Genomic DNA, 20376 nt, shown 5'->3' with positions numbered 1-20376 from the left:
GTAGGGAAGCGGACTATGAGAGTGGCGAGCAAAGTCGTCCGGCCGGGGATCGGGGGCTTGCCCATCGGGGATCCGGGGTGCCCCCTGCCGCGGCGGGGCGGACGAAAAGGCACAGCGCGGCGTGCTGCGAGGATGGATCGTGTGACTGGAACGCTGGTACTGGCAGGGACCCCCATCGGCGACACGCGGGACGCGCCCCCGCGGCTGGCCGCCGAGCTCGCGGCCGCCGATGTGGTGGCCGCCGAGGACACCCGGCGGCTGCGCCGCCTCACCCAGGCGCTGGACGTGCAGCCGCGCGGCCGGGTGGTGTCCTACTTCGAGGGCAACGAGTCGGCCCGTACGCCCGAGCTGGTGGAGGCACTGGCGGGCGGCGCGCGGGTGCTGCTGGTCACCGACGCGGGCATGCCGTCCGTCTCCGACCCCGGCTTCCGCCTGGTCGCCGCGGCCGTCGAGCGGGGGATCACGGTCACCGCGGTGCCCGGGCCCTCGGCCGTGCTGACGGCGCTCGCGCTCTCCGGGCTTCCGGTGGACCGCTTCTGCTTCGAGGGCTTTCTGCCGCGCAAGGCGGGCGAGCGGCTGGGGCGGCTGCGCGAGGTCGCGGCCGAGCGCCGCACGCTGGTGTACTTCGAGGCGCCGCACCGCTTGGACGACACACTGGCCGCCATGGCCGAGGTGTTCGGCGCGGACCGGCGGGCCGCCGTGTGCCGCGAGCTGACCAAGACGTACGAGGAGGTCAGGCGCGGCCCGCTGAAGGATCTTGCGGCCTGGGCGGCCGAGGGCGTACGGGGCGAGATCACGGTGGTGGTCGAGGGCGCCCCCGAACCGGCTCCCGGCGAGGCCGACCCGGCCGAGCTGGCGCGGCGGGTCGCGGTCCGCGAGGAGGCCGGGGAGCGCCGCAAGGAGGCCATCGCGGCGGTCGCGCAGGAGGCGGGCCTGCCCAAACGGGATGTGTTCGACGCGGTGGTGGCGGCAAAGAACGCGGCACGTACCGAGCCACGCGGAGGTAAAGGGAAAGGCTGAAAAGCAAAGGTTAGGCCGGGTGGCGGGGGCGTTGGGGCATCCGGCCGCCAAATCTCCCTCAAGAGGTGGAAGGGCAGCTGCACTCCGGGCCGGTAAAGGCGTCCACTGGAGGTGGGACGTCCAGTCCCGGAAGCCTTGTCCTGCGGACAAGAGGAGTTGCCATGAGCGAAATTGCGGGTACCTCGAGCGGCGTTCGCCCGATAGCCCACACCACCGACGACGCGACGGACGGGGAGGTCGCCCACGAGGCGTACGCCTTCGCGTGCATGAAGTGCGGGCACGGCTGGGAGCAGTCGTACGACATCGAGCATCACGTGGACGCCGAGGGGAGGGCGTTTGTCATCTACTTCACCGATGGCATGCGCGTACGGTCCCCGCTGACCAGCCCCAACTGCCACAACTGCGGCGCCGACCTCGTACGCATCATGAGGTCGGGCCAGGTGTCGACGGCCCTGCGGAGCCTGGGCGGGGAGCCCCGGCGGCGGGCCCGTCGGGCGGACGCCGAGGCGTCCGACGCCACACCGGCATCGGCCGCCCCGTCGGCGCCGCGGGAGCGGCGTGGCCACCACTGGCATCTGTCGGATCTGCTGCATCCGTTCCAGAGCCGGAAGTAAGGCACAGGGCCGACGGCCGTCGATTTCCGGTGAGCAACTCACCGGTAATCGGCGGCCGATGGTGATCCTGGTCACTTGCGTATGAGCCGGACCGTATCCGAATGAGCGCCAGGGCGCGACTTCTTCGCAGTTCTTCAGCGTTCTCCGGCATTCTCCGGCGATCTCCGGCGATCTCCGGCAAATAGAATCGCGCTCATGGCGCAGTCACAAAACAAAAAGGATCTGCCTCCGCCGCTCCCCGAGCCGCTGCGGGTCCCGGTCGCCGATTCGCATACCCACCTGGACATGCAGTCGGGCACCGTCGAAGAGGCCCTCGCCAGGGCCGCCTCGGTCGGCGTGACCACCCTCATCCAGGTGGGCTGCGACCTCGCCGGGTCGCGCTGGGCGGCGAAGACGGCCGAAGCCCACGAGAACATCTGGGCCACCGTGGCCCTGCACCCCAACGAGGCGCCGCGCATCGTCCACGGCGACCCTGATGGCTGGTCCCGGCAGGGCGCGCGCGAACCGGGCGGCGAGACGGCCCTGGACGCCGCCCTGGAGGAGATAGCGGCCCTCGCCGCACTGCCGCAGGTACGGGGCGTCGGCGAGACCGGCCTCGACTACTTCCGCACCGGCCCCGAGGGCATCGCCGCCCAGGAGCGGTCCTTCCGCGGCCATATCGCCATCGCCAAGCGGTACGGCAAGGCGCTGGTCATCCACGACCGCGAGGCGCATGAGGACGTACTGCGGGTGCTCGCCGAGGAGGGCGCGCCCGAGACCGTCGTCTTCCACTGCTACTCCGGCGACGCCGCCATGGCGAAGATCTGCGCGGAGCGCGGCTACTACATGTCCTTCGCGGGCAACGTCACCTTCAAGAACGCCACCCCGCTGTGCGAAGCCGTCGCCGTCGCCCCGCTCGACCTGCTGCTGGTCGAGACCGACGCGCCCTTCCTCACCCCCGCCCCGTACCGCGGACGGCCTAACGCCCCGTACCTCATTCCGCTCACCCTGCGGGCCATGGCGGAGGCCAAGGGCGTCCCCGAGGACGCCCTCGCGGCCGCCGTGGCGGCCAATACCGCGCGGGTTTTCGGCTATCGCGAGACGGTTTCCGGGGCCGGCGACCCCGGGCAAGGGAATTACTCACAGTAGTCGTACCGCTTTGGAGAGTGGTCGTCGCTCCGCTACAGTCCCGGGACTCATGCCCTGACCAGTGGACTTGTGGAGTGTTGCCGGAGTGTTGTCGTGAGCCGTACGCAAGGCGGCCGCCGTGTCGCGGACAGTCACCGCGGCAGGGGCGGCCGGGCCGACGCCCGCCGAGCCGCGCGCCGCAGACAGCGCGCCGCCGCCCGGCCCGAGCAGCTGCGCCGGCTGCTGCCCCAGGCGCTGGTCGTCGCCGCGCTGGCGGGCGGCACCTCCGCCTTCGTGGCCGAGGACAAGGCCGTACGGCTCAGCGTCGACGGCAGCACCCGCACCCTGCACACCTATGCCGGGGACGTCGCGGAACTGCTCGCGGACGAGGGCGTGGACGTCGGCGCCCACGACCTCATCGCCCCCGCGCCCGAAGCGGCCCTCGTCAGCGGCGACCGGATCGCCGTCCGCTACGGCCGCCCGGTCACCCTCACCGTCGACGGAGAACGCCGCCGGGTGTGGACCACCGCCCACACCGTGGACGGCGCGCTGCGCCAGCTCGGGGTGCGCGCCGAGGGCGCCCATCTCTCCGCCTCGCGCTCGGCCGCGATCTCGCGGCGCGGCCTGGACCTGGACGTACGGACCGAGCGCACGGTCACCTTCATGGCCGACGGGCGCGAGCGCACCCTGCGCACCAACGCCGCCACCGTCGCCGACGCCCTGGCCGAGGCCGGGATCGCGCTGCGCGACCAGGACACCACCTCCGTGCCCCAGGAGAGCTTTCCGCGCGACGGCCAGACCATCTCGGTCATGCGGATCACCGGCCGCGAGGAGGTCCGCGACCGGGCCATCCCCTTCCCGACCTTCCGGCGCGCGGACCCCACCGTCCTCCAGGGCGCCGAACTGGTGGCCGCCGCGGGCGAGCCGGGCCTGGAGCGCACCACCTACCTGGTGCGCACCGTCAACGGCGTCCGGCAGCGGCCCCGGAAGCTCAAGACCCGCGTGGTGCGCCAGCCCGTGGCCCGCGTCGTACGGGTCGGCACCAAACCCCGGCCGCCGCAGCCCGTGGCCGGTGCGGAGGGGCTTGACTGGCAGGCCATGGCCCGCTGCGAATCCGGCGGGCGGCCGAACGCGGTCGACGACTCCGGCCGGTACGGCGGGCTCTACCAGCTCGACCAGGGCACCTGGCAGAACCTGGGCGGGCACGGGCGCCCGCAGGACGCGCCCCCGGCGGAGCAGACCTACCGCGCGAAGAAGCTGTACGTACAGCGGGGGGCGAGCCCCTGGCCGCACTGCGGCCACCGGCTGAGCGGATAGCTCGCGGCAGGGTCTGTCGTCAAAGGGGGCGTCCGGCCGCGAGCGGCGTCTGGAGCAGGGCGCCCCCTTTGACGACAGGCCCTGGTTCAAGGGCCGTAAACTTGCGCCGGTGAGCTCCACCGACGCAGGCGCCCTGCTGGGCCCCGCCGACATCCGCGAACTGGCCGCCCGGCTCGGCGTACGCCCCACCAAGCAGCGCGGCCAGAACTTCGTCATCGACGCCAACACGGTCCGCCGGATCGTCCGGACCGCCGACGTCCGGCCCGACGACGTGGTCGTCGAGGTCGGCCCGGGGCTCGGCTCGCTGACCCTGGCCCTCCTGGAGGCCGCCGACCGGGTCACGGCCGTCGAGATCGACGACGTGCTCGCGGCGGCCCTCCCCTCGACGGTCCAGGAGCGGCTGCCCGGCCGCGCGGACCGCTTCGCGCTCGTCCACTCCGACGCGCTGCACATCACGGAGCTGCCCGGCCCCGCGCCCACCGCGCTGGTCGCCAACCTCCCGTACAACGTCGCGGTCCCGGTGCTGCTGCATATGCTCGACCGCTTCCCCACCATCGAGCGGACCCTCGTCATGGTCCAGGCCGAGGTCGCCGACCGGCTCGCGGCGGCGCCCGGCTCCAAGGTGTACGGCGTGCCGTCGGTGAAGGCCGCCTGGTACGCCGAGGTGAAGCGCGCCGGGGCGATCGGCCGCAATGTGTTCTGGCCCGCGCCGAACGTCGACTCCGGCCTCGTCTCCCTCGTCCGCCGCTCCGCCCCGCTGCGCACCACCGCCACCAAGGACCAGGTCTTCCGGGTGATCGACGCGGCCTTCGCGCAGCGCCGCAAGACGCTCCGGGCGGCCCTCGCGGGCTGGGCCGGATCCGCCGCGGCGGCGGAGGCCGCGCTGACGGCGGCCGGGATCTCGCCCCAGGCGCGGGGCGAGGCGCTGACGGTCGAGCAGTTCGCGGCGATCGCGGAGCAGGCTGCCATGACCGACGAACATCCCCCGACAAACAGCCCTGGGAGAAACCAGCCGTGACCCGATCCGTGACCGCCCGCGTGCCCGCGAAGGTCAATGTCCAGCTCGCGGTCGGCGGCCTTCGGCCGGACGGCTTCCACGACCTGGCCAATGTCTTCCTCGCGGTGGGGCTGTACGACGAGGTCACCGCCACCCCGGCCGACGAGCTGCGGATCACCGTCTCCGGCGCGGACGCGGACAGCGTGCCGCTCGACCGCACCAACCTCGCCGCCCGCGCCGCCCTCGCGCTCGCCGAGCGGCACGGCGTCGAGCCCCGGGTCCAGCTGCACATCGACAAGGACATCCCGGTGGCCGGCGGCATGGCGGGCGGCAGCGCGGACGCCGCCGGGGCGCTGGTGGCGTGCGACGCGCTGTGGGGCACGGCGGCCTCCCGCGCCGAACTGCTGGAGATCTGCGCCGAGTTGGGCAGCGATGTGCCGTTCAGCCTGGTCGGCGGGGCGGCCCTGGGACGGGGGCGGGGCGAGCTGCTGACCCCGCTGGAGACCGGCGGCACCTTCCACTGGGCGTTCGCCGTCGCCGAGGGGGGCCTGTCCACGCCCGCCGTCTACCGCGAATGCGACCGGCTGCGCGCCGCTGAAGGCCAGGGGGCCACGGTGGACGACGTACCCGACCCCGAGCCGTCCGCGGCCCTCCTGGAGGCGCTGCGCACCGCGGACGCCGCCGCGCTCGCCGCCGCCGTGACCAACGACCTCCAGCCCGCCGCGCTGTCCCTGCGGCCCGCCCTGGCCGACACGCTGCGCGAGGGCACCGACGCGGGCGCCCTCGCCGCGCTGGTGTCCGGCTCCGGCCCGACCTGCGCGTTCCTGGCCGAGGACGCGGAAGCGGCCGCCGCCGTGGCGAAGGCCCTGGCCGCCTCGGGCACCTGCCGTGCCGTACGGGTGGCCACGGGGCCGGCGACGGGGGCGGCCGTCGTGCGCGGATGACCCGGGGGTTCAGCGGATGCCCCGGGATGTCGCCGGCCCGGGGGGTCAGCGGATGATCAGCAGGTTCACCAGCCAGGCGATGCCGAGCGCCACCAGCGACGCGCCCCACACCGCGCGGCCGAGCAGACGGCGGGAGAAGGCCCCCCAGGTGCCGGCCAGCGCGGCGACCAGCGAGATGTAGACGGCGATGTAGACGGCGGTGTCCTGGCCGCCGTCGGTGCAGATGAAACGGGTGTCGTCGACGCCGCAGTCCGACCCGGCGGACATCGAGAGCATGGGCAGGAACATGAGGGTCAGCCCGGCGCTGAGCCACACCACCCCGACCGCCACCGCCCGGATGGCCCTCAGCCTGCGCTCCGCCCGCTGCCGTGCCCGCTGCTCCGCGGCGGCCCGCTCCGCCTCGGCCGCTCTCGCCTGGGCCAGCTCCTGCTCCCGATCCGCCTCGATCGTGCCCGCACCGGCCCACAGGCTCCTCGCATGATCCATGGCAGAGGACGCTAGGAGCGAGATCACCCGCGTGGCATCCGTACGGATACTCAGACGGGCTACCTATCGGCATGTACTCACCGCGGCGTACTGGCGTCGTGACATCAGCGGCTCCGCCGCGGGCACACCGGCGCGCCCGGACCGCTTCGCGTGGCGACTACCCTGGGATGCCGATCGATCCGTGTACAGGAGTGTGATGGCCACCAACTTGGTCAACGTCGAAGCCGTCGGCAAGGTGTACGGCACCCGGGCGCTGCTCGACGGCATCTCCCTCGGGGTGAACGAGGGCGACCGGATCGGCGTCGTCGGCCGCAACGGTGACGGCAAGACCACCCTGATCCGGATTCTCGCCAAACTGGAGCCCGCCGACACCGGCCGCGTCACCCACTCCGGGGATCTGCGGCTCGGCGTGCTCACCCAGCACGACTCGCTCGACCCCGCGGCCACCGTCCGCCACGAGGTCATCGGCGATCTCGCCGATCACGAGTGGGCGGGCAACGCCAAGATCCGGGATGTGCTGACCGGCCTGTTCGGCGGGCTCGACCTGCCCGGTTTCACCCAGGGTCTGGACACCGTCATCGGCCCGCTCTCCGGTGGCGAGCGCCGCCGGATCGCGCTCGCCAAGCTGCTCATCGCCGAGCAGGACCTGATCGTCCTGGACGAGCCGACCAACCACCTCGACGTCGAGGGCATCTCCTGGCTGGCCGCCCATTTGCGGGCGCGGCGCTCGGCGTTGGTGGTGGTCACCCACGACCGCTGGTTCCTGGACCAGGTCTGCACCCGGATGTGGGATGTGCAGCGCGGCGCGGTCCATGAGTACGAGGGCGGCTACAGCGACTATGTGTTCGCCCGCGCCGAGCGGGAGCGCATCGCCGCCAGCGAGGAGGCCAAGCGGCAGAACCTGGTCCGCAAGGAGCTGGCCTGGCTGCGCCGCGGCGCCCCGGCCCGTACCAGCAAGCCCCGCTTCCGTATCGAGGCGGCGAACGCGCTGATCGCGGATGTGCCGCCGCCCCGCGACTCCGCGGAGCTGATGAAGTTCGCGAACTCGCGCCTGGGCAAGACCGTCTTCGACCTGGAGGACGTGACCGTCCAGGCAGGACCGAAGGTGCTGCTGAAGCATCTGACCTGGCAGCTGGGGCCCGGCGACCGGATCGGCCTGGTGGGCGTGAACGGCGCGGGGAAGACCTCGCTGCTGCGGGCCATGGCCGAGGCGGCCGACAGCGGCGGCGAGCGGCAGCCGGTGGGCGGCCGGGTGGTGGTCGGCCGGACCGTCAAGCTGGCGTATCTGTCGCAGGAGGTCGCGGAGCTGGACCCGGCCTTGCGGGTGCTGGAGGCCGTGGAGCGGGTACGGCAGCGGGTGGACCTGGGCAAGGGGCGGGAGATGACCGCTTCGCAGCTGTGTGAGAAGTTCGGCTTCACCAAGGAGCGGCAGTGGACGCCGGTCGGCGACCTCTCCGGCGGCGAGCGGCGCCGGCTCCAGGTGCTGCGGCTGCTGATGGACGAGCCGAACGTGCTGTTCCTCGACGAGCCGACGAACGACCTCGACATCGAGACGCTGACCCAGCTGGAGGATCTGCTCGACGGCTGGCCCGGCTCGCTCGTGGTGATCAGCCACGACCGGTACTTCATCGAGCGGACGACGGACCGGGTCTTCGCGCTGCTGGGGGACGCGACGATGCGGATGCTGCCGCGCGGCGTCGACGAGTACCTGGAGCGGCGCCAGCGGGCGCAAGGCCCGGCGGCGTCGGCCCCCGTGGCGCCCGGACGGCAGAAGGCCGCCGAACAGCCGGGCCCGGCGCAGAAGTCGGCGGCCGAGCAGCGCGCCGCGAAGAAGGAGCTCCAGAAGATCGAGCGGCGCCTGGACCGCATCGGTGAGCAGGAGACGGAGCTGCACGAGCGGATCGCCGAGCACGCCACGGACTTCGAGAAGGTCGCGGAGCTCGACGCGCGGCTGCGGGAGTTGACGGGCGAGCGGGAGGAACTGGAGACCCGCTGGCTGGAACTCGCCGAGGACGTCTAGGGCAACGGTCGCGTCACAGGCCGGTCTCAGCTGATCGATGAGGCTGAGACCGGGCCTTGGCATGACAGGGCCGGATGATACAAAGAACTCCCGCTTGTCGGCCGCTCACTGGCGGGTTTTGTGTCCGATTCGCTCCTTCCTGGAGGGCTTTGACCCCCGGGAATCGCGGGGGAGGTCGATCGGTTCACGGGCCCGCGTACAAAGGAACACCTCATGTCACAGCCGCCTCCGCCGCCCAATCAGCCGCCGCAGGGCGGCTTCGGCGCACCGCAGGACCCCTCGTACGGTTATCCACAGCAGCCCCCGGGGCAGCCGCCCGCCCAGCCGGGCTACGGCTATCCGCAGGCGCCGGGCCAGCCGCCGCAGGCTCCCCAGACCCCGCCGCCGCCCCCGCCCGGCCCGGCGACGCCGCCCCCACCCGGCCCGGCGACGCCGCCCCCACCCGGCCCGCCCGGCGCACCCCAGACTCCGCCGTCGGGCATGCCCCAGACGCCCCCGCAGGGCGCCGGCGGCTACGGCTATCCGCAGCAGCAACCGCAGTCCGTGCACGCTCAGCCGACGCAGGTGGGCATGCCCGCGGCGTACCCGTCCGGCCAGCAGCCGCAGTACGGATACCCGCCCCAGGGCCCGTACCCGCCCCAGAACACCTACCCGGGCGCGACGCCGGGCGGCGGCCAGGGCGGCGGCAACAAGTCCAAGCAGCGCATGATGATCATCGTCAGCGCGGTGGTCGCGGTCGCGCTGATCGTCGGCGGCGGCATCTTCTTCGCCACCAAGGGCGACGGCGGCAGCGACGACCAGGCCAAGGACCCCAAGGACAAGAAGCAGAGCCAGGAATCCACTTCGGGCACGACGGGCGGCAAGGACGTGCCCGCGCCCGAGACCGTCGACGCGAAGCTGATCAACAAGATCGACATGCCGAAGGTGAGTGACCAGATCACCACCGAGGGCATGTGGGTCACCGACGACACCTTCGTGAAGGCCGACGTCTACAAGGTCGTCGGCTATCCGCTGGACGGCGGAAGCCCGAAGTGGACCATCCCGCTGGCGGGCGAGATCTGCTGGTCCTCGGACCACGTCACCGAGAACGGCCTGACGACGATCCTCTTCCAGGAGGCCAAGCCCTCCAAGGCGGACAAGTACCCCTCCTGCACGGAGGTCGGGCTCTTCGACCTGAACAACGGCAAGATGCTCTGGCAGAAGCATGTGGGCTCCGGTGACGAGAAGGAGCGCTTCGACGAGGTGACCCTCGGCGGCGGCACCGTCGCCGCGGGCGGCACCAGCGGCGGCGCGGCCTGGTCGCTCGACGGCAAGCTGCTGTGGAAGCCGCAGGACGGCGAGGAGTGCTCGGACGACGGCTACGCGGGCGGCGGCGACAAGCTGGTCGCGGTGCGCCGGTGCGGTCAGTACGACAACCCGCAGATCCAGGTGCAGACGCTGAACCCGAAGACCGGCAAGATCAAGTCCAGCTACAAGGTCTCGCCCGGTCTGGACTACGTCCACGTCCTGTCCACCGACCCGCTGATCGTCGGCCTCGACGCGGGCGACTCGACGGGGGCCGCGGTCTCCGACTTCCTGACGATCGACGACAGCGGCAAGGTGGGCAAGGTCGTCAGCAAGATCTCCACGGAGGGCGGTAAGTACGTCGCCGAGTGTGAGTCGACCAATGTCGAGGGCTGCAAGTTGGTCGCCGTCAGCAAGTCGGCGGACGCTCTGTTCATGGGGTCCGAGGAGCGCTCCAGCTCGTCGTCCGGCACGGTGAACGAGGTCGTCGCCTTCAGCCTGAAGACCGGCAAGGCGATCGGCAAGACCGACGGCGTCGAGGGTGCGGGGCTGACCCCGCTGGGCCTGGACAAGGACGGCTATGTGATCGCCTACCAGGAGTCCAACTATGACGCGGGCGGCGCGGTCTGGCGGATCGACCCCAAGTCGTACAAGAAGGACAAGCTGCTGCAGAACCAGGTCGCCGATCACGAGATGGAATCCAACTTCAGCGCGAAGTACAACGAGGTCATCTACGCGAACCAGCGGCTCTACATGAGCGACAAGTACGCCACCAAGCCCAGTGGCAGCTACGACAAGGACGACCCGCTCGCCGTGATCTTCGGAGCGGGCGGCTGACAGGCGCCCGGGAAGACAGGCGATGGACCCCGGCGGCCCCGCCCCATACCCCCCTTTCGGCTCACTCGCCGGTACGTACGGGGCGGGGCCGCCGCCGTTGCCGCCCGCGCATGCGCGGGCGGCCGGGCGGGGGCGCCGTACCGGTCCGATTCGGACGCCAAGTAGATGTCAAGTAGGCGCGAATGGCCGGGATTTCGGCATTCCGGGGGGCTTCTTCCGGGTAAGGGGCCCATGACGTCGAACAAGCGTGTAGCTTCCCGGGGCAAGGGAGTCCAGGGCCTCTGTGCGGGGCCCCGCAGTCGAGGGGGTGTCGGCGCGGACGGCGGGACTGAGCGGCCGGTGAGCGGCCGGGACTTCGTGCCTGAGCGGATGGGGGGAGCTCGTGGGCGTGCGACTCATGGTGGTCGATGACCACCGTCTGCTCGCCGAGGCGCTCGCCTCGGCGTTGAAGCTGCGCGGGCACCGGGTGCTCGCGGCGGCCGCGCCGAGCGCGGGGGCGGCGGAGCTGGTGGTGAGCCGGGCACCGGAGGTGTGTCTGCTGGGCACGGCGGCGCCCGCCGAGCCCGGGGCCTTCGAACCGGTCGTACGGATAAAGAAGGAGCGGCCCCAGGTCGCCGTGGTGGTGCTGGGCCCGGTGCCGAGCCCGCGCGGCATAGCGGCCGCGTTCGCGGCCGGGGCGTCCGGCTATGTGCGCCACGACGAGCGCATCGAGGGCGTCGAGCGGGCGATGGTGAAGGCGCGTGCGGGGGAGGCCGCCGTGGCGCCGCAGCTGCTGCAGGGCGCGTTCGCCGAGCTGCTGAACCCGACGGCCCAGCCGGACGACGAGGGCTCCCGGCTGCTGCGGATGCTCACCCCCCGCGAGGTGGAGGTGCTGGTCCGGGTCGCGGACGGCGAGGACACCAGGCTGATCGCCGCGGGCATGGGGATCGCGTCCAGCACGGCGCGTACGCATGTGCAGCGGGTGCTGATGAAGCTGGGGGTGGGGTCCCGGCTGGAGGCCGCGGCCCTGGCCGCGCGTACGGGGCTGCTGGACCGGGCGGCGACCCACCAGACCCACCAGCCGCCGCTCTCGCCGTGACTCAGCTGCCGCCGCCGTCGCCGTGACTCAGCTGCCGCCCGCGTTCGGACCTTCCTCGGGCGGCGTGGGTGGCGTGGGCGCGGGGTGCGGCGGGGCGGCGGGGCGCAGCCTCAGCCAGAGCAGGAACAGCAGCCCGAGGACGAGCATGCACACGCCCGTCCAGAGGTTGATGTTGATGTTCTCGGCCTTCTTCAGGTCCGCGTCCGAGACGGTGATCCCGGCGAGGGTGACCATGATCCCGTAGATCACGAACAGCCCGCCGATGATCCGCCGTACGTCGAAGAGCCGGGCCGCGGACGCCGACTTGCCCTCGAGCTCCTCGACCTGGTGCTGGTACTCGTATTCGTCACTCATGGCGTATGAGGCTCCGATCGGCGAGTCGTACCGGGGGTCACGTCGTACCGCGGGTCACAGGGAGAACGGCACGTAGCACAGCGCCGCCAGCACGATCGCGCCCCAGCCCAGCAGCGCCGGCCGGCGGTACCAGGCCTCGTCGCCGACGGCCGGCGGCTCGGCCATACCGGGGGAGGTGGTCCCGTAGACCAGCCCGGCCAGCGACTCCACCGGCTTGGGTTTGGTGCACAGCGAGACGGTCACCATCACCACGCCGCCGGCCACGAACGCCACGATCGCCGAGACGAAGTTGGCCCCCTGGTCGCTGGGGATGGAGATCACCTGCGCCTTGTAGAGCCAGAAGTAGTTGATCATCGCGGCCACGGTCCCGGACAGCAGCCCCCAGAACCCGGCCGCGGCCGTGGCCCGCCGCCAGAACATGCCGATGATGAAGACGCAGAACAGCGGCACGTTGAAGAACGAGAACAGGGTCTGCAGATAGTTCATGATGTTGCTGAACGAGGACGCGATGACGGCCGTCCCCATGCCGCACACCACACCGATCGCCGTCACCACGCGCCCGGTCAGCAGGTAGTGCTCGTCCGAGCGGCCTCTGTGCACATACGCCGCCCAGATGTCGTTGGTGAAAACGGTGTTGAAGGACGAGACGTTGGCCGCCATACCCGCCATGAAGGCGGCGAGCAGCCCGGTCACCGCGACGCCCAGCACGCCGTTGGGCAGCAGATCGCGCATCAGCAGCGGGATCGCGTCGTTGTACTGCAGCCCGCTCTTCGTACTGCCCAGGCCCGGCTCGATGACCAGCGCGATCAGCCCGGGGACGACCACGATCAGCGGGATGAACATCTTGGGGTAGGCGGCGATCAGCGGGGTGCGCTGGGCGGCGGAGAGGTTTCGGGCGGACAGGGCGCGCTGCACCTCGGCGAAGTTGGTGGTCCAGTAGCCGAAGCTGAGGCAGAAGCCGAGGCCGAGCACGATGGTCAGCCAGTTGGCGCCCAGCGGGTTGGCGGAGCCGATACCGGTGCCGCCCCAGGCGGAGGTGAAGTTCTCGCCGTATCTGTCGTTGAGCGAGTCGGCCAGCCCGCCGAAGCCGCCGACCCGCTTGAGGCCGACGACGGTGAGCGGGATCAGGGCGGCCAGGATGACGAAGAACTGCAGCACCTCGTTGTAGATCGCCGAGGAGAGCCCGCCGAGGGTGATGTAGGCCAGGACGAAGAGGCCCGCGACCACGATGGCCACCCACTGCGGCCAGCCCAGCAGCGCCTCGACCACGATGGCCAGCGCATAGAGGTTGACGCCCGCGATCAGCACGGACGCCACCGAGAAGATGATCGAGCTGAGCAGATGCGAGGCGGGCCCGTACCGGTGCAGCAGGAACTCGGGGACGGACCGCACCTTGGAGCCGTAGTAGAAGGGCATCATGACCAGGCCGAGGAAGACCATGGCCGGGATGGCGCCGACCCAGTACCAGTGCACGGTGTAGACGCCGTACTGCGCGCCGTTGGCCGCCATGCCGAGGATTTCCAGGGCGCCCAGATTGGCGGCGACGAAGGCGAGGCCGGTCACCCAGGCGGGCAGGGAGCGGCCGGACAGGAAGAAGTCGAGGCTTGTCTTGATGCTCGCTCTGGCGGCGAATCCGACGCCCAGGACAACGACGAAGTAGAGGATGAGAATGGAGTAGTCGAGTGCGTTGGTGGGGAGCCGGAGCCCTTCGGCCAGATAGTGCATACGTGACTCGCTTCATCGCCGGAACGGAACGCACCAGAAACGTGCGGCGAAGGTATCTGAATTCTCCTGCTTTGTCCGGTCGCCTTCACCCTCATTGACGCGGCTGTTGAGTTGTGGTTCATTGTGTTCGGTTGTGTTGGGTGGCAGCCGTTGGTTGACCCATGTGACAGGAGTTGGCGGAGTGAAGAAGACGGCGACGCGGCTCGCGGACGGACGCGAGCTGATCTACTACGACGCGCGCGATGACGCGGTGCGCGACGCCGTCGACCCGCGGCCCCTGGACCCCATCGCCACCAGCTCCGAAATCCGCCATGACCGCCTGCTCGGCGACAACGTCGCGGTCGCCTCGCACCGCCAGGGCCGCACCTACCACCCGCCGGCCGACGAATGCCCGCTGTGCCCCTCACGCGAGGGCCGGCACAGCGAGATTCCCGCCGCCGACTACGACGTCGTGGTCTTCGAGAACCGCTTCCCCTCGCTGGCCGGGGACTCGGGCCGGTGCGAGGTCGTCTGCTTCACCTCCGACCACGATGCCTCCTTCGCCGATCTCACCGTCGAACAGGCCGCCCTCGTACTGGAGGCATGGACCGACCGGACCGCCGAACTGGCCGTGCTCCCCTCCGTCGAGCAGGTCTTCTGCTTCGAGAACCGCGGCAAGGAGATCGGCGTCACCCTCGGCCACCCGCATGGGCAGATCTACGGGTATCCCTTCGCCACGCCTCGTACACAACTGATGCTGCGCTCGCTCGCCGAGCACCGTGAGCGCACCGGCCGCAACCTCTTCGACGACGTGGTCGCCGACGAGCGGGCCGACGGGCGGCGCATCGTCATGGACGGCGAGCACTGGATCGCCTTCGTGCCGTACGCGGCGCACTGGCCGTACGAGGTGCACCTCTATCCCAAGCGGCGCGTCCCCGACCTCCGTGACCTCGACGAAGGCGCGCGCACAGAGTTTCCACAGATGTATCTGGAACTCTTGAAGCGCTTCGACCGGATATTCGACGGGCGGGGTGGTGGGAACGAAGCTGCCGATGAGCCGCCGACGCCGTACATCGCGGCCTGGCACCAGGCGCCGTTCAGCATTGCGGACCGGGGTGAATTCGCACTTCACCTCGAGCTTTTCACCATCCGCCGCACTTCCGGCAAGCTGAAGTTTCTCGCGGGTTCCGAATCCGGCATGAATGTGTTCATCAACGATGTGCCGCCGGAGGCCGCGGCCGAGCGACTGCGAGAGGTAGCGAGCAAGTGAGCAATGCGCAGCAGAGGAAGTACCTGGTTACCGGCGGTGCCGGCTATGTCGGCAGCGTGGTCGCGGCGCATCTGCTGGAGGCCGGTCACCGGGTGACCGTGCTGGACGATCTGTCCACCGGGCACCGCGCCGGGGTGCCGGAGGGCGCGGAGTTCATCGAGGGGCGCATTCAGGACGCCGCCAAGTGGCTGGACCCCTCCTTCGACGGCGTACTGCACTTCGCGGCCTTCTCGCAGGTCGGCGAGTCCGTCGTCAACCCGGAGAAGTACTGGGTCAACAACGTCGGCGGGACCACCGACCTGCTCGCGGCGATGCGCGAGGCGGGCGTGCGCAAGCTCGTCTTCTCCTCCACCGCCGCCACCTACGGCGAGCCGGAGCAGGTCCCGATCACCGAGGACGCCCCGACCGCGCCGACCAACCCGTACGGGGCCACCAAGCTCGCCGTCGACCACATGATCAGCGGGGAGTGCGCGGCACACGGCCTGGCGGCGGTGAGCCTGCGGTACTTCAACGTCGCGGGCGCCTACGGGGCGTACGGCGAGCGGCACGACCCCGAGTCGCACCTCATCCCGCTCGTCCTCCAGGTCGCCCAGGGCCGCCGCGAGGCGATCTCCGTGTACGGTGACGACTACCCCACCCCCGACGGCACCTGTGTGCGCGACTACATCCATGTCGCGGACCTGGCCGACGCCCATCTGCTGGCGCTGGGCGCCGCGACCGAGGGCGAGCACCTGATCTGCAACCTCGGCAACGGCAACGGCTTCTCGGTCCGCGAGGTCATCGAGACCGTACGCAAGGTCACCGGCCACCCGATCCCCGAGGTGAACGCCCCCCGCCGGGGCGGCGACCCGGCGGTCCTGGTGGCCTCGGCCGAGCGGGCCAAGGAGCGCCTTGGCTGGCGCCCGAGCCGCGCCGACCTGGCCGGAATCGTCGCGGACGCCTGGCGGTTCGCGCAGCACATCGCGTCGTAAGTCGCACAGTAGAAGGAGAGCCGGCAAGTGAACGACAGCGTGAGCGGCCCGGACCGCGCGGTGGAGGGTTTCCGCAAGGTGTTCGGGGCCGAGCCCGAGGGCGTCTGGGCGGCCCCGGGCCGGGTGAATCTGATCGGTGAGCACACCGACTACAACGACGGCTTCGTCATGCCGCTCGCTCTGCCGCACACCTGCCTGGCCGCCGCCCGCGCCCGCACCGACGGCGTGCTGCGGCTGCACTCCGGGGACGCCCCGGGCGGGGTCGTCGAGCTGCGCCTCGACGATCTCGCGCCGGTCGCCGACGACGCGGGCGGCGACCGCGGCGGCTGGGCGGCCTACCCGGCGGGCGTGGTCTGGGCGCTGCGCGACGCGGGGGTGCTCACCGGCGCCGCGGCCGGCGGGGCGGATCTGCACTACACCAGCACGGTGCCGACGGGCGCGGGGCTGTCCTCCTCCGCCGCGCTCGAGGTGGTGACCGCCTCCGCGCTGAACGAGCTGTACGGGCTCGGCCTGGAGCCGCTGCGCATCGCCCAGCTGTGCCAGCGCGCGGAGAACGTCTTCGTCGGCGTCCCGTGCGGAATCATGGACCAGACCGCGTCCGCCTGCTGCACGGACGGGAACGCGCTGTTCCTGGACACCCGTGAGCTGACCCTGCGTCAGGTGCCGTTCGACCTGGCGGCCGAGGGGCTGCGACTGCTGGTCGTGGACACCCAGGTCAAGCACGAACTGGGCGACGGTGCGTACGCCAACCGGCGCGCCGCGTGCGAGGCGGGTGCGCGGGCGCTCGGGGTGCGGGCCCTGCGCGATGTCGCGTACGAGCACCTTGACGAGGCTCTCGCTGCTCTCGACACGCTGGCGGGTGACGAGACGCTGATCAGGCGGGTGCGCCATGTGGTGACCGAGAACCACCGGGTGGAGGAGGTCATCGAGCGCCTTGACGCGGGTGCCACCCGGTCGATCGGCCCCATCCTGACCGACGGGCACGCCTCGTGCCGCGACGACTTCGAGATCTCCTGCGCGGAGCTCGACCTGGTCGTGGAGACGGCGAACGCGGCGGGCGCGCTCGGCGCCCGGATGACCGGCGGTGGCTTCGGCGGTTCGGCGATCGTGCTGGTGGAGGAGGCGGACGCGGAGGCGGTCGGGAAGGCGGTGACCGAGGCGTTCGCGGCGGCCGGGTACCGGGCCCCGCGGATCTTCCCGGCGGTGCCGAGCGCGGGGGCGCGGCGGCTCGCGTAACAGGCAAGTGTAATCGGCCAGTTGACCGCTCACCCGATCAAATACCGTACCGATTCGTTGACTTACTCCTCACAACGGAACACGATCCTCACGAGAGCAGGTCAACGTCGGTGCGCCGACGGTCAGTTTTGCCGAAATTCACCCCCGGTGTCGGACTCCGGCCGTACGCTGTGCACAGCGTCGGTGGGGGCCGACGCTTATCAGGGGGCGAGACAGGCAGGTACGACGCCCGGGGTGGGGTAGTGATCAGCACGGCGGCGGCCGTGCGGTTGCGGCGACCCTCGCACCGGGTGCCGTACCCGCACTGGGTTTTTCCGTATCCGGCGACGTGGGGGGTTCCGTGGCACGTATTCGGGTTCTCGTGGTGGATGACCATCGCATTTTCGCCGAGTCGCTGGCGGCCGCCCTCGCGGCGGAGCAGGACGTGGAGGTCGCGGCGGCCGGCAGCGGTCCGGCGGCGCTGCGCTGTCTGGAGCGCGGGGCGTCCGAGGGGCGCCGCTTCGATGTGATGCTGGTCGACGCGGATCTGGGCGGAGGGGCCAGGGGGGCCGTCGGCATTCCGCCACAGCCGCTGCCCGCATCCGCCGAATCGCTGATGAGCGGCGCGCCGACGGGCCATGGGGCCGTGGGTGGCGGATCGCTCACCGGCGGGCAGCTCACCGGCGGTGCCGGGGGCGGTGCCGTCGGCAGCGGGCCTGCCGGCGGCGGGACCGTCGGCGGCGGGGTCGCGAACGGCCGCGCGGCGCCGGGGCGGATGGCGAGCGGCCGGGTGGTGGATGGCCGGGCGGTGGACGGCATCTCGCTGGTCGGCGGGGTCCGCTCGGCGCAGCCGGGCGTACGTGCGGTGGTGCTGGCCGAGCGCGACGACCCGCGCCGGGCGGCGGCGGCCCTGCAAGCCGGGGCGTGCGGCTGGGTGGCCAAGGACTGTTCGCTCTCCCGGCTGCTCGCGGTCATCCGCGGCGTGCTGCGCGACGAGACGCATCTGCCGCCCGCGCTGCTCACCGGCGTGCTGCAGGAGATGACGGCCGCCCGTAAGCACCGCACCGAGAGCGAGCGGCTGGTCGAGTCGCTGACCCCGCGCGAGCGCGAGGTACTGCGCTGCATGGTGGCCGGGCTCGGCCGCAAGGCGGTCGCCGAGCGGCTGTATCTGTCCCCGCACACGGTCCGCACCCATATGCAGAACGTGCTGGGCAAGCTCGGCGTGCACTCCACCCTGGCGGCCGTGGCCCTGGCCCGCCGCGCCGGGGTCGGCCCGGTCGATCTAGCCGGGGAGATTGTCGAACGGGGCGGTCAGCTGGCGTAGCAGCGCGGCCAGTTCGGCCCGCTGCGCCTGGGACAGCTCGGCGAGGATGGCGTGCTCCTGGTCGAGCAGCCCGGCGAGCGCCTGATCGGCGCGGTCGCGCCCCTCGTCGGTCAGCCGCACCAGCACCCCGCGCCGGTCGCTGGGGTCGGGCAGCCGCTCGACGAGGCCCTTCTTCGCCAGCCGGTCGATCCGGTTGGTCATGGTGCCCGAGGTGACCAGGGTCTGGGTGAGCAGCTGCCCCGGCGAGAGCTGATACGGCGTCCCGGCCCGGCGCAGCGACGTCAGCACGTCGAACTCCCAGGGCTCCAGATGGTGCTCGGCGAAGGCGATCCGCCGCGCCCGGTCGAGATGGCGGGCGAGCCTGCTGACGCGGCTGAGCACTTCCAGCGGCTCCACGTCGAGGTCGGGGCGCTCCCGGCGCCACGCCGCGACCAGCCGATCGACCTCGTCCTCCATGACGATCAGTGTAGTTGGTCTGTCGACATGAAGTCTCTTGACATCAAGATACCCCCTGGAGCACCGTAGGCCTGGACGGCAAAGATCGCCGCACACCATGCGTACCTGCCTGGGGGCTTCGTCATGCACTCTTCACCCAACTGGGATCCGCGCCAGTACCTCCGCCACGCGGGCCATCGCACCCGCCCCTTCCTCGACCTCCTCGCCCGTATCCCCGATCTCCCCACCGCCCCCGGCCGCCCGCCCCGCATCGCCGACCTCGGCTGCGGCGCCGGCAATGTCACCGTCCTCCTCTTCGACCGCTGGCCCGACGCCCATGTCACCGGCCTCGACAACTCCGCCGAGATGCTGGAGGCGGCCCGCGCCCACACCGCCCCCGAAGGCGGCGGCCTGCTGGACTTCCGCCCCGCCGACGCCGCGCACTGGGTCCCCGACGAGACCTTCGACCTGATCGTCTCCAACGCGCTGCTCCAGTGGGTCCCCGGCCACGCCGAGTCCTTCCCGGCCTGGATCGCCGCCCTCCGCCCCGGCGGCACCTTCGCCTTCCAGGTCCCGGGCAACTTCACCGCCCCCAGCCACACCCTGCTGGCCGACCTGTGCGACGCCCCCCACTGGCGAGACCGCCTCTCCACCTACGGCGAACGCCCCACCCCCGTCCTGGACCCGGCCGCCTACCTGGAGCGCCTGGCCGCGCTCGGCTGCGAGGTCGACGCCTGGGAGACCACCTACATCCAGATGCTGACCGGCACCGACCCCGTCCTCGACTGGGTCAAGGGCACCGCCCTGCGCCCCGTCCTCACCGCCCTCCAGGACGACCCCACGGCCCGCGACGCCTTCCTCGCCGAATACGCCGACCTCCTCCGCAAGGCCTACCCGCCGGGCCCGCACGGCACGGCCTTCCCCTTCCGCCGTATCTTCGCCGTCGCCCGGAAAGCGGAATGATGCTCGCCGCGGTCGACCATGTGCAGCTGGCCGTGCCGCCAGGCGCTGAGAGCGCGCTCCGCACGTACTACGGCGAAACGCTCGGTATGACCGAGATCGCCAAACCTCCCGTCCTGGCGGCCCGCGGCGGTCTGTGGTTCCGATGCGGACCGGTCCAGCTGCACCTCGGCATCGAGGAGGACTTCCGGCCGTCGAAGAAGGCCCACCCGGGCATCCGGGTGACGGGCATCGACGCCCTCGCGGCGCGGCTGGCGGAGCGCGGAGCCAAGGTCGTCTGGGACGAGAGCCTGCCGGGCCACCGCCGCTTCTACTCCCAGGACCCGGTCGGGAACCGGCTGGAGTTTCTGGAGCCGGTCGCCTGACCTCGACGACGACGGCGAGTCTCCGGCGTCGGCCAAGGTCACATGCCAGGCACGCTTTGCCGCAGCGCTCCCCA

At 71.5% G+C, this 20376-nt stretch carries 19 protein-coding genes; 15 read left to right on the top strand and 4 right to left on the bottom strand.

Annotated features, from left to right (window positions below; translation table 11 throughout):
- Positions 1-141: 141 nt before the first annotated feature.
- The 6 genes from rsmI to ACH4U7_RS13310 all read left to right on the top strand — a co-directional run bounded on the left by rsmI (position 142) and on the right by ACH4U7_RS13310 (position 5999).
- Positions 142-1020, top strand: coding sequence for a 16S rRNA (cytidine(1402)-2'-O)-methyltransferase (rsmI, locus tag ACH4U7_RS13335; protein WP_398528081.1), 879 nt, complete (start codon positions 142-144; stop codon positions 1018-1020).
- A 161-nt stretch (positions 1021-1181) separates the two neighbouring features.
- The gene (locus tag ACH4U7_RS13330; protein ID WP_398528080.1) at positions 1182-1634 is read left to right on the top strand and encodes a hypothetical protein; all 453 of its coding nucleotides are present in this window, start codon (positions 1182-1184) and stop codon (positions 1632-1634) included.
- Between the two features lie 195 nt (positions 1635-1829).
- A complete protein-coding gene (locus ACH4U7_RS13325) occupies positions 1830-2762 on the top strand; it encodes a TatD family hydrolase (protein WP_398528079.1) in 933 nt (310 codons plus the stop codon).
- 93 nt (positions 2763-2855) lie between these two features.
- Positions 2856-4058 carry a ubiquitin-like domain-containing protein gene (locus ACH4U7_RS13320; protein ID WP_398528078.1) on the top strand — a complete coding sequence of 401 codons (1203 nt, stop codon included), beginning with the start codon at positions 2856-2858 and terminating at the stop codon, positions 4056-4058.
- Between the two features lie 109 nt (positions 4059-4167).
- The gene (gene rsmA / locus ACH4U7_RS13315; RefSeq protein ID WP_398528077.1) at positions 4168-5076 is read left to right on the top strand and encodes a 16S rRNA (adenine(1518)-N(6)/adenine(1519)-N(6))-dimethyltransferase RsmA; all 909 of its coding nucleotides are present in this window, start codon (positions 4168-4170) and stop codon (positions 5074-5076) included.
- Positions 5073-5999: a 4-(cytidine 5'-diphospho)-2-C-methyl-D-erythritol kinase gene (locus tag ACH4U7_RS13310; protein WP_398528076.1), complete on the top strand. Its 927-nt coding sequence runs from the start codon at positions 5073-5075 to the stop codon at positions 5997-5999. The genes rsmA and ACH4U7_RS13310 overlap by 4 nt, the downstream gene beginning before the upstream one ends.
- Positions 6000-6044: 45 nt before the next feature.
- Here ACH4U7_RS13310 and ACH4U7_RS13305 read toward each other — a convergent pair whose 3' ends face one another.
- Positions 6045-6485, bottom strand: coding sequence for a hypothetical protein (locus tag ACH4U7_RS13305; RefSeq protein ID WP_398528075.1), 441 nt, complete (start codon positions 6483-6485; stop codon positions 6045-6047).
- Between the two features lie 196 nt (positions 6486-6681).
- Here ACH4U7_RS13305 and ACH4U7_RS13300 point away from each other — a divergent pair, with 196 nt between their 5' ends.
- The 3 genes from ACH4U7_RS13300 to ACH4U7_RS13290 all read left to right on the top strand — a co-directional run bounded on the left by ACH4U7_RS13300 (position 6682) and on the right by ACH4U7_RS13290 (position 11704).
- Complete coding sequence (locus ACH4U7_RS13300) at positions 6682-8505, top strand: ABC-F family ATP-binding cassette domain-containing protein (protein WP_398528074.1); 1824 nt, start codon at positions 6682-6684, stop codon at positions 8503-8505.
- A 213-nt stretch (positions 8506-8718) separates the two neighbouring features.
- Positions 8719-10626: a hypothetical protein gene (locus ACH4U7_RS13295; protein WP_398528073.1), complete on the top strand. Its 1908-nt coding sequence runs from the start codon at positions 8719-8721 to the stop codon at positions 10624-10626.
- A 382-nt stretch (positions 10627-11008) separates the two neighbouring features.
- Positions 11009-11704, top strand: a complete 696-nt coding sequence (locus ACH4U7_RS13290; RefSeq protein ID WP_398528072.1) for a LuxR C-terminal-related transcriptional regulator — start codon at positions 11009-11011, stop codon at positions 11702-11704.
- 27 nt (positions 11705-11731) lie between these two features.
- Here the strand turns inward: ACH4U7_RS13290 and ACH4U7_RS13285 are convergent, their stop codons facing one another.
- Both ACH4U7_RS13285 and ACH4U7_RS13280 read right to left on the bottom strand, forming a co-directional pair.
- On the bottom strand, positions 11732-12058 hold the full coding sequence (locus tag ACH4U7_RS13285) for a hypothetical protein (RefSeq protein ID WP_398528071.1): 327 nt from the start codon (positions 12056-12058) through the stop codon (positions 11732-11734).
- Positions 12059-12112: 54 nt separating this feature from the next.
- On the bottom strand, positions 12113-13783 hold the full coding sequence (locus ACH4U7_RS13280) for a sodium:solute symporter family protein (RefSeq protein ID WP_398528070.1): 1671 nt from the start codon (positions 13781-13783) through the stop codon (positions 12113-12115).
- A 181-nt stretch (positions 13784-13964) separates the two neighbouring features.
- Between ACH4U7_RS13280 and galT the strand changes: the two genes are divergently transcribed.
- From galT to ACH4U7_RS13260, 4 genes are all read left to right on the top strand, one after another.
- Complete coding sequence (gene galT, locus ACH4U7_RS13275) at positions 13965-15032, top strand: galactose-1-phosphate uridylyltransferase (protein ID WP_398528069.1); 1068 nt, start codon at positions 13965-13967, stop codon at positions 15030-15032.
- On the top strand, positions 15029-16003 hold the full coding sequence (gene galE, locus ACH4U7_RS13270; RefSeq protein WP_398528068.1) for a UDP-glucose 4-epimerase GalE: 975 nt from the start codon (positions 15029-15031) through the stop codon (positions 16001-16003). Before galT ends, galE begins: the two co-directional genes overlap by 4 nt.
- 27 nt (positions 16004-16030) lie before the next feature.
- Positions 16031-17239: a galactokinase gene (galK, locus tag ACH4U7_RS13265; RefSeq protein ID WP_398528067.1), complete on the top strand. Its 1209-nt coding sequence runs from the start codon at positions 16031-16033 to the stop codon at positions 17237-17239.
- 340 nt (positions 17240-17579) lie between these two features.
- Positions 17580-18542 carry a LuxR C-terminal-related transcriptional regulator gene (locus ACH4U7_RS13260; protein ID WP_398528066.1) on the top strand — a complete coding sequence of 321 codons (963 nt, stop codon included), beginning with the start codon at positions 17580-17582 and terminating at the stop codon, positions 18540-18542.
- On the opposite strand, the gene ACH4U7_RS13255 is transcribed toward ACH4U7_RS13260, so the two are convergent.
- Complete coding sequence (locus ACH4U7_RS13255; protein ID WP_089505207.1) at positions 18501-18998, bottom strand: MarR family winged helix-turn-helix transcriptional regulator; 498 nt, start codon at positions 18996-18998, stop codon at positions 18501-18503. The two genes, ACH4U7_RS13260 and ACH4U7_RS13255, sit on opposite strands and share 42 nt — an antisense overlap.
- Before the next feature lie 123 nt (positions 18999-19121).
- Here ACH4U7_RS13255 and ACH4U7_RS13250 point away from each other — a divergent pair, with 123 nt between their 5' ends.
- Together ACH4U7_RS13250 and ACH4U7_RS13245 are read left to right on the top strand one after the other, a co-directional pair.
- Positions 19122-19940 (top strand): trans-aconitate 2-methyltransferase, encoded by an 819-nt coding sequence (locus ACH4U7_RS13250; RefSeq protein WP_398528065.1) that lies wholly within the window; start codon positions 19122-19124, stop codon positions 19938-19940.
- Positions 19940-20302, top strand: a complete 363-nt coding sequence (locus ACH4U7_RS13245) for a VOC family protein (protein WP_398528511.1) — start codon at positions 19940-19942, stop codon at positions 20300-20302. The genes ACH4U7_RS13250 and ACH4U7_RS13245 overlap by 1 nt, the downstream gene beginning before the upstream one ends.
- Positions 20303-20376 lie beyond the last annotated feature (74 nt).

This window comes from Streptomyces sp. NPDC020845, from assembly GCF_044334165.1.
Classification (GTDB): Bacteria; Actinomycetota; Actinomycetes; order Streptomycetales; family Streptomycetaceae; genus Streptomyces.
This window is presented reverse-complemented; position numbering and strand designations above follow the sequence as displayed.

Coding starts and splice junctions, on each gene's coding strand:
- ACH4U7_RS13285 (WP_398528071.1), bottom strand. CDS start 12,058: ATGAGTGACGAATACGAGTACCAGCACCAGGTCGAGGAGCTCGAGGGC.
- ACH4U7_RS13295 (WP_398528073.1), top strand. CDS start 8,719: ATGTCACAGCCGCCTCCGCCGCCCAATCAGCCGCCGCAGGGCGGCTTC.
- ACH4U7_RS13280 (WP_398528070.1), bottom strand. CDS start 13,783: ATGCACTATCTGGCCGAAGGGCTCCGGCTCCCCACCAACGCACTCGAC.
- ACH4U7_RS13325 (WP_398528079.1), top strand. CDS start 1,830: ATGGCGCAGTCACAAAACAAAAAGGATCTGCCTCCGCCGCTCCCCGAG.
- ACH4U7_RS13300 (WP_398528074.1), top strand. CDS start 6,682: ATGGCCACCAACTTGGTCAACGTCGAAGCCGTCGGCAAGGTGTACGGC.
- ACH4U7_RS13330 (WP_398528080.1), top strand. CDS start 1,182: ATGAGCGAAATTGCGGGTACCTCGAGCGGCGTTCGCCCGATAGCCCAC.
- ACH4U7_RS13305 (WP_398528075.1), bottom strand. CDS start 6,485: ATGGATCATGCGAGGAGCCTGTGGGCCGGTGCGGGCACGATCGAGGCG.
- ACH4U7_RS13255 (WP_089505207.1), bottom strand. CDS start 18,998: ATGGAGGACGAGGTCGATCGGCTGGTCGCGGCGTGGCGCCGGGAGCGC.
- ACH4U7_RS13245 (WP_398528511.1), top strand. CDS start 19,940: ATGCTCGCCGCGGTCGACCATGTGCAGCTGGCCGTGCCGCCAGGCGCT.
- ACH4U7_RS13250 (WP_398528065.1), top strand. CDS start 19,122: ATGCACTCTTCACCCAACTGGGATCCGCGCCAGTACCTCCGCCACGCG.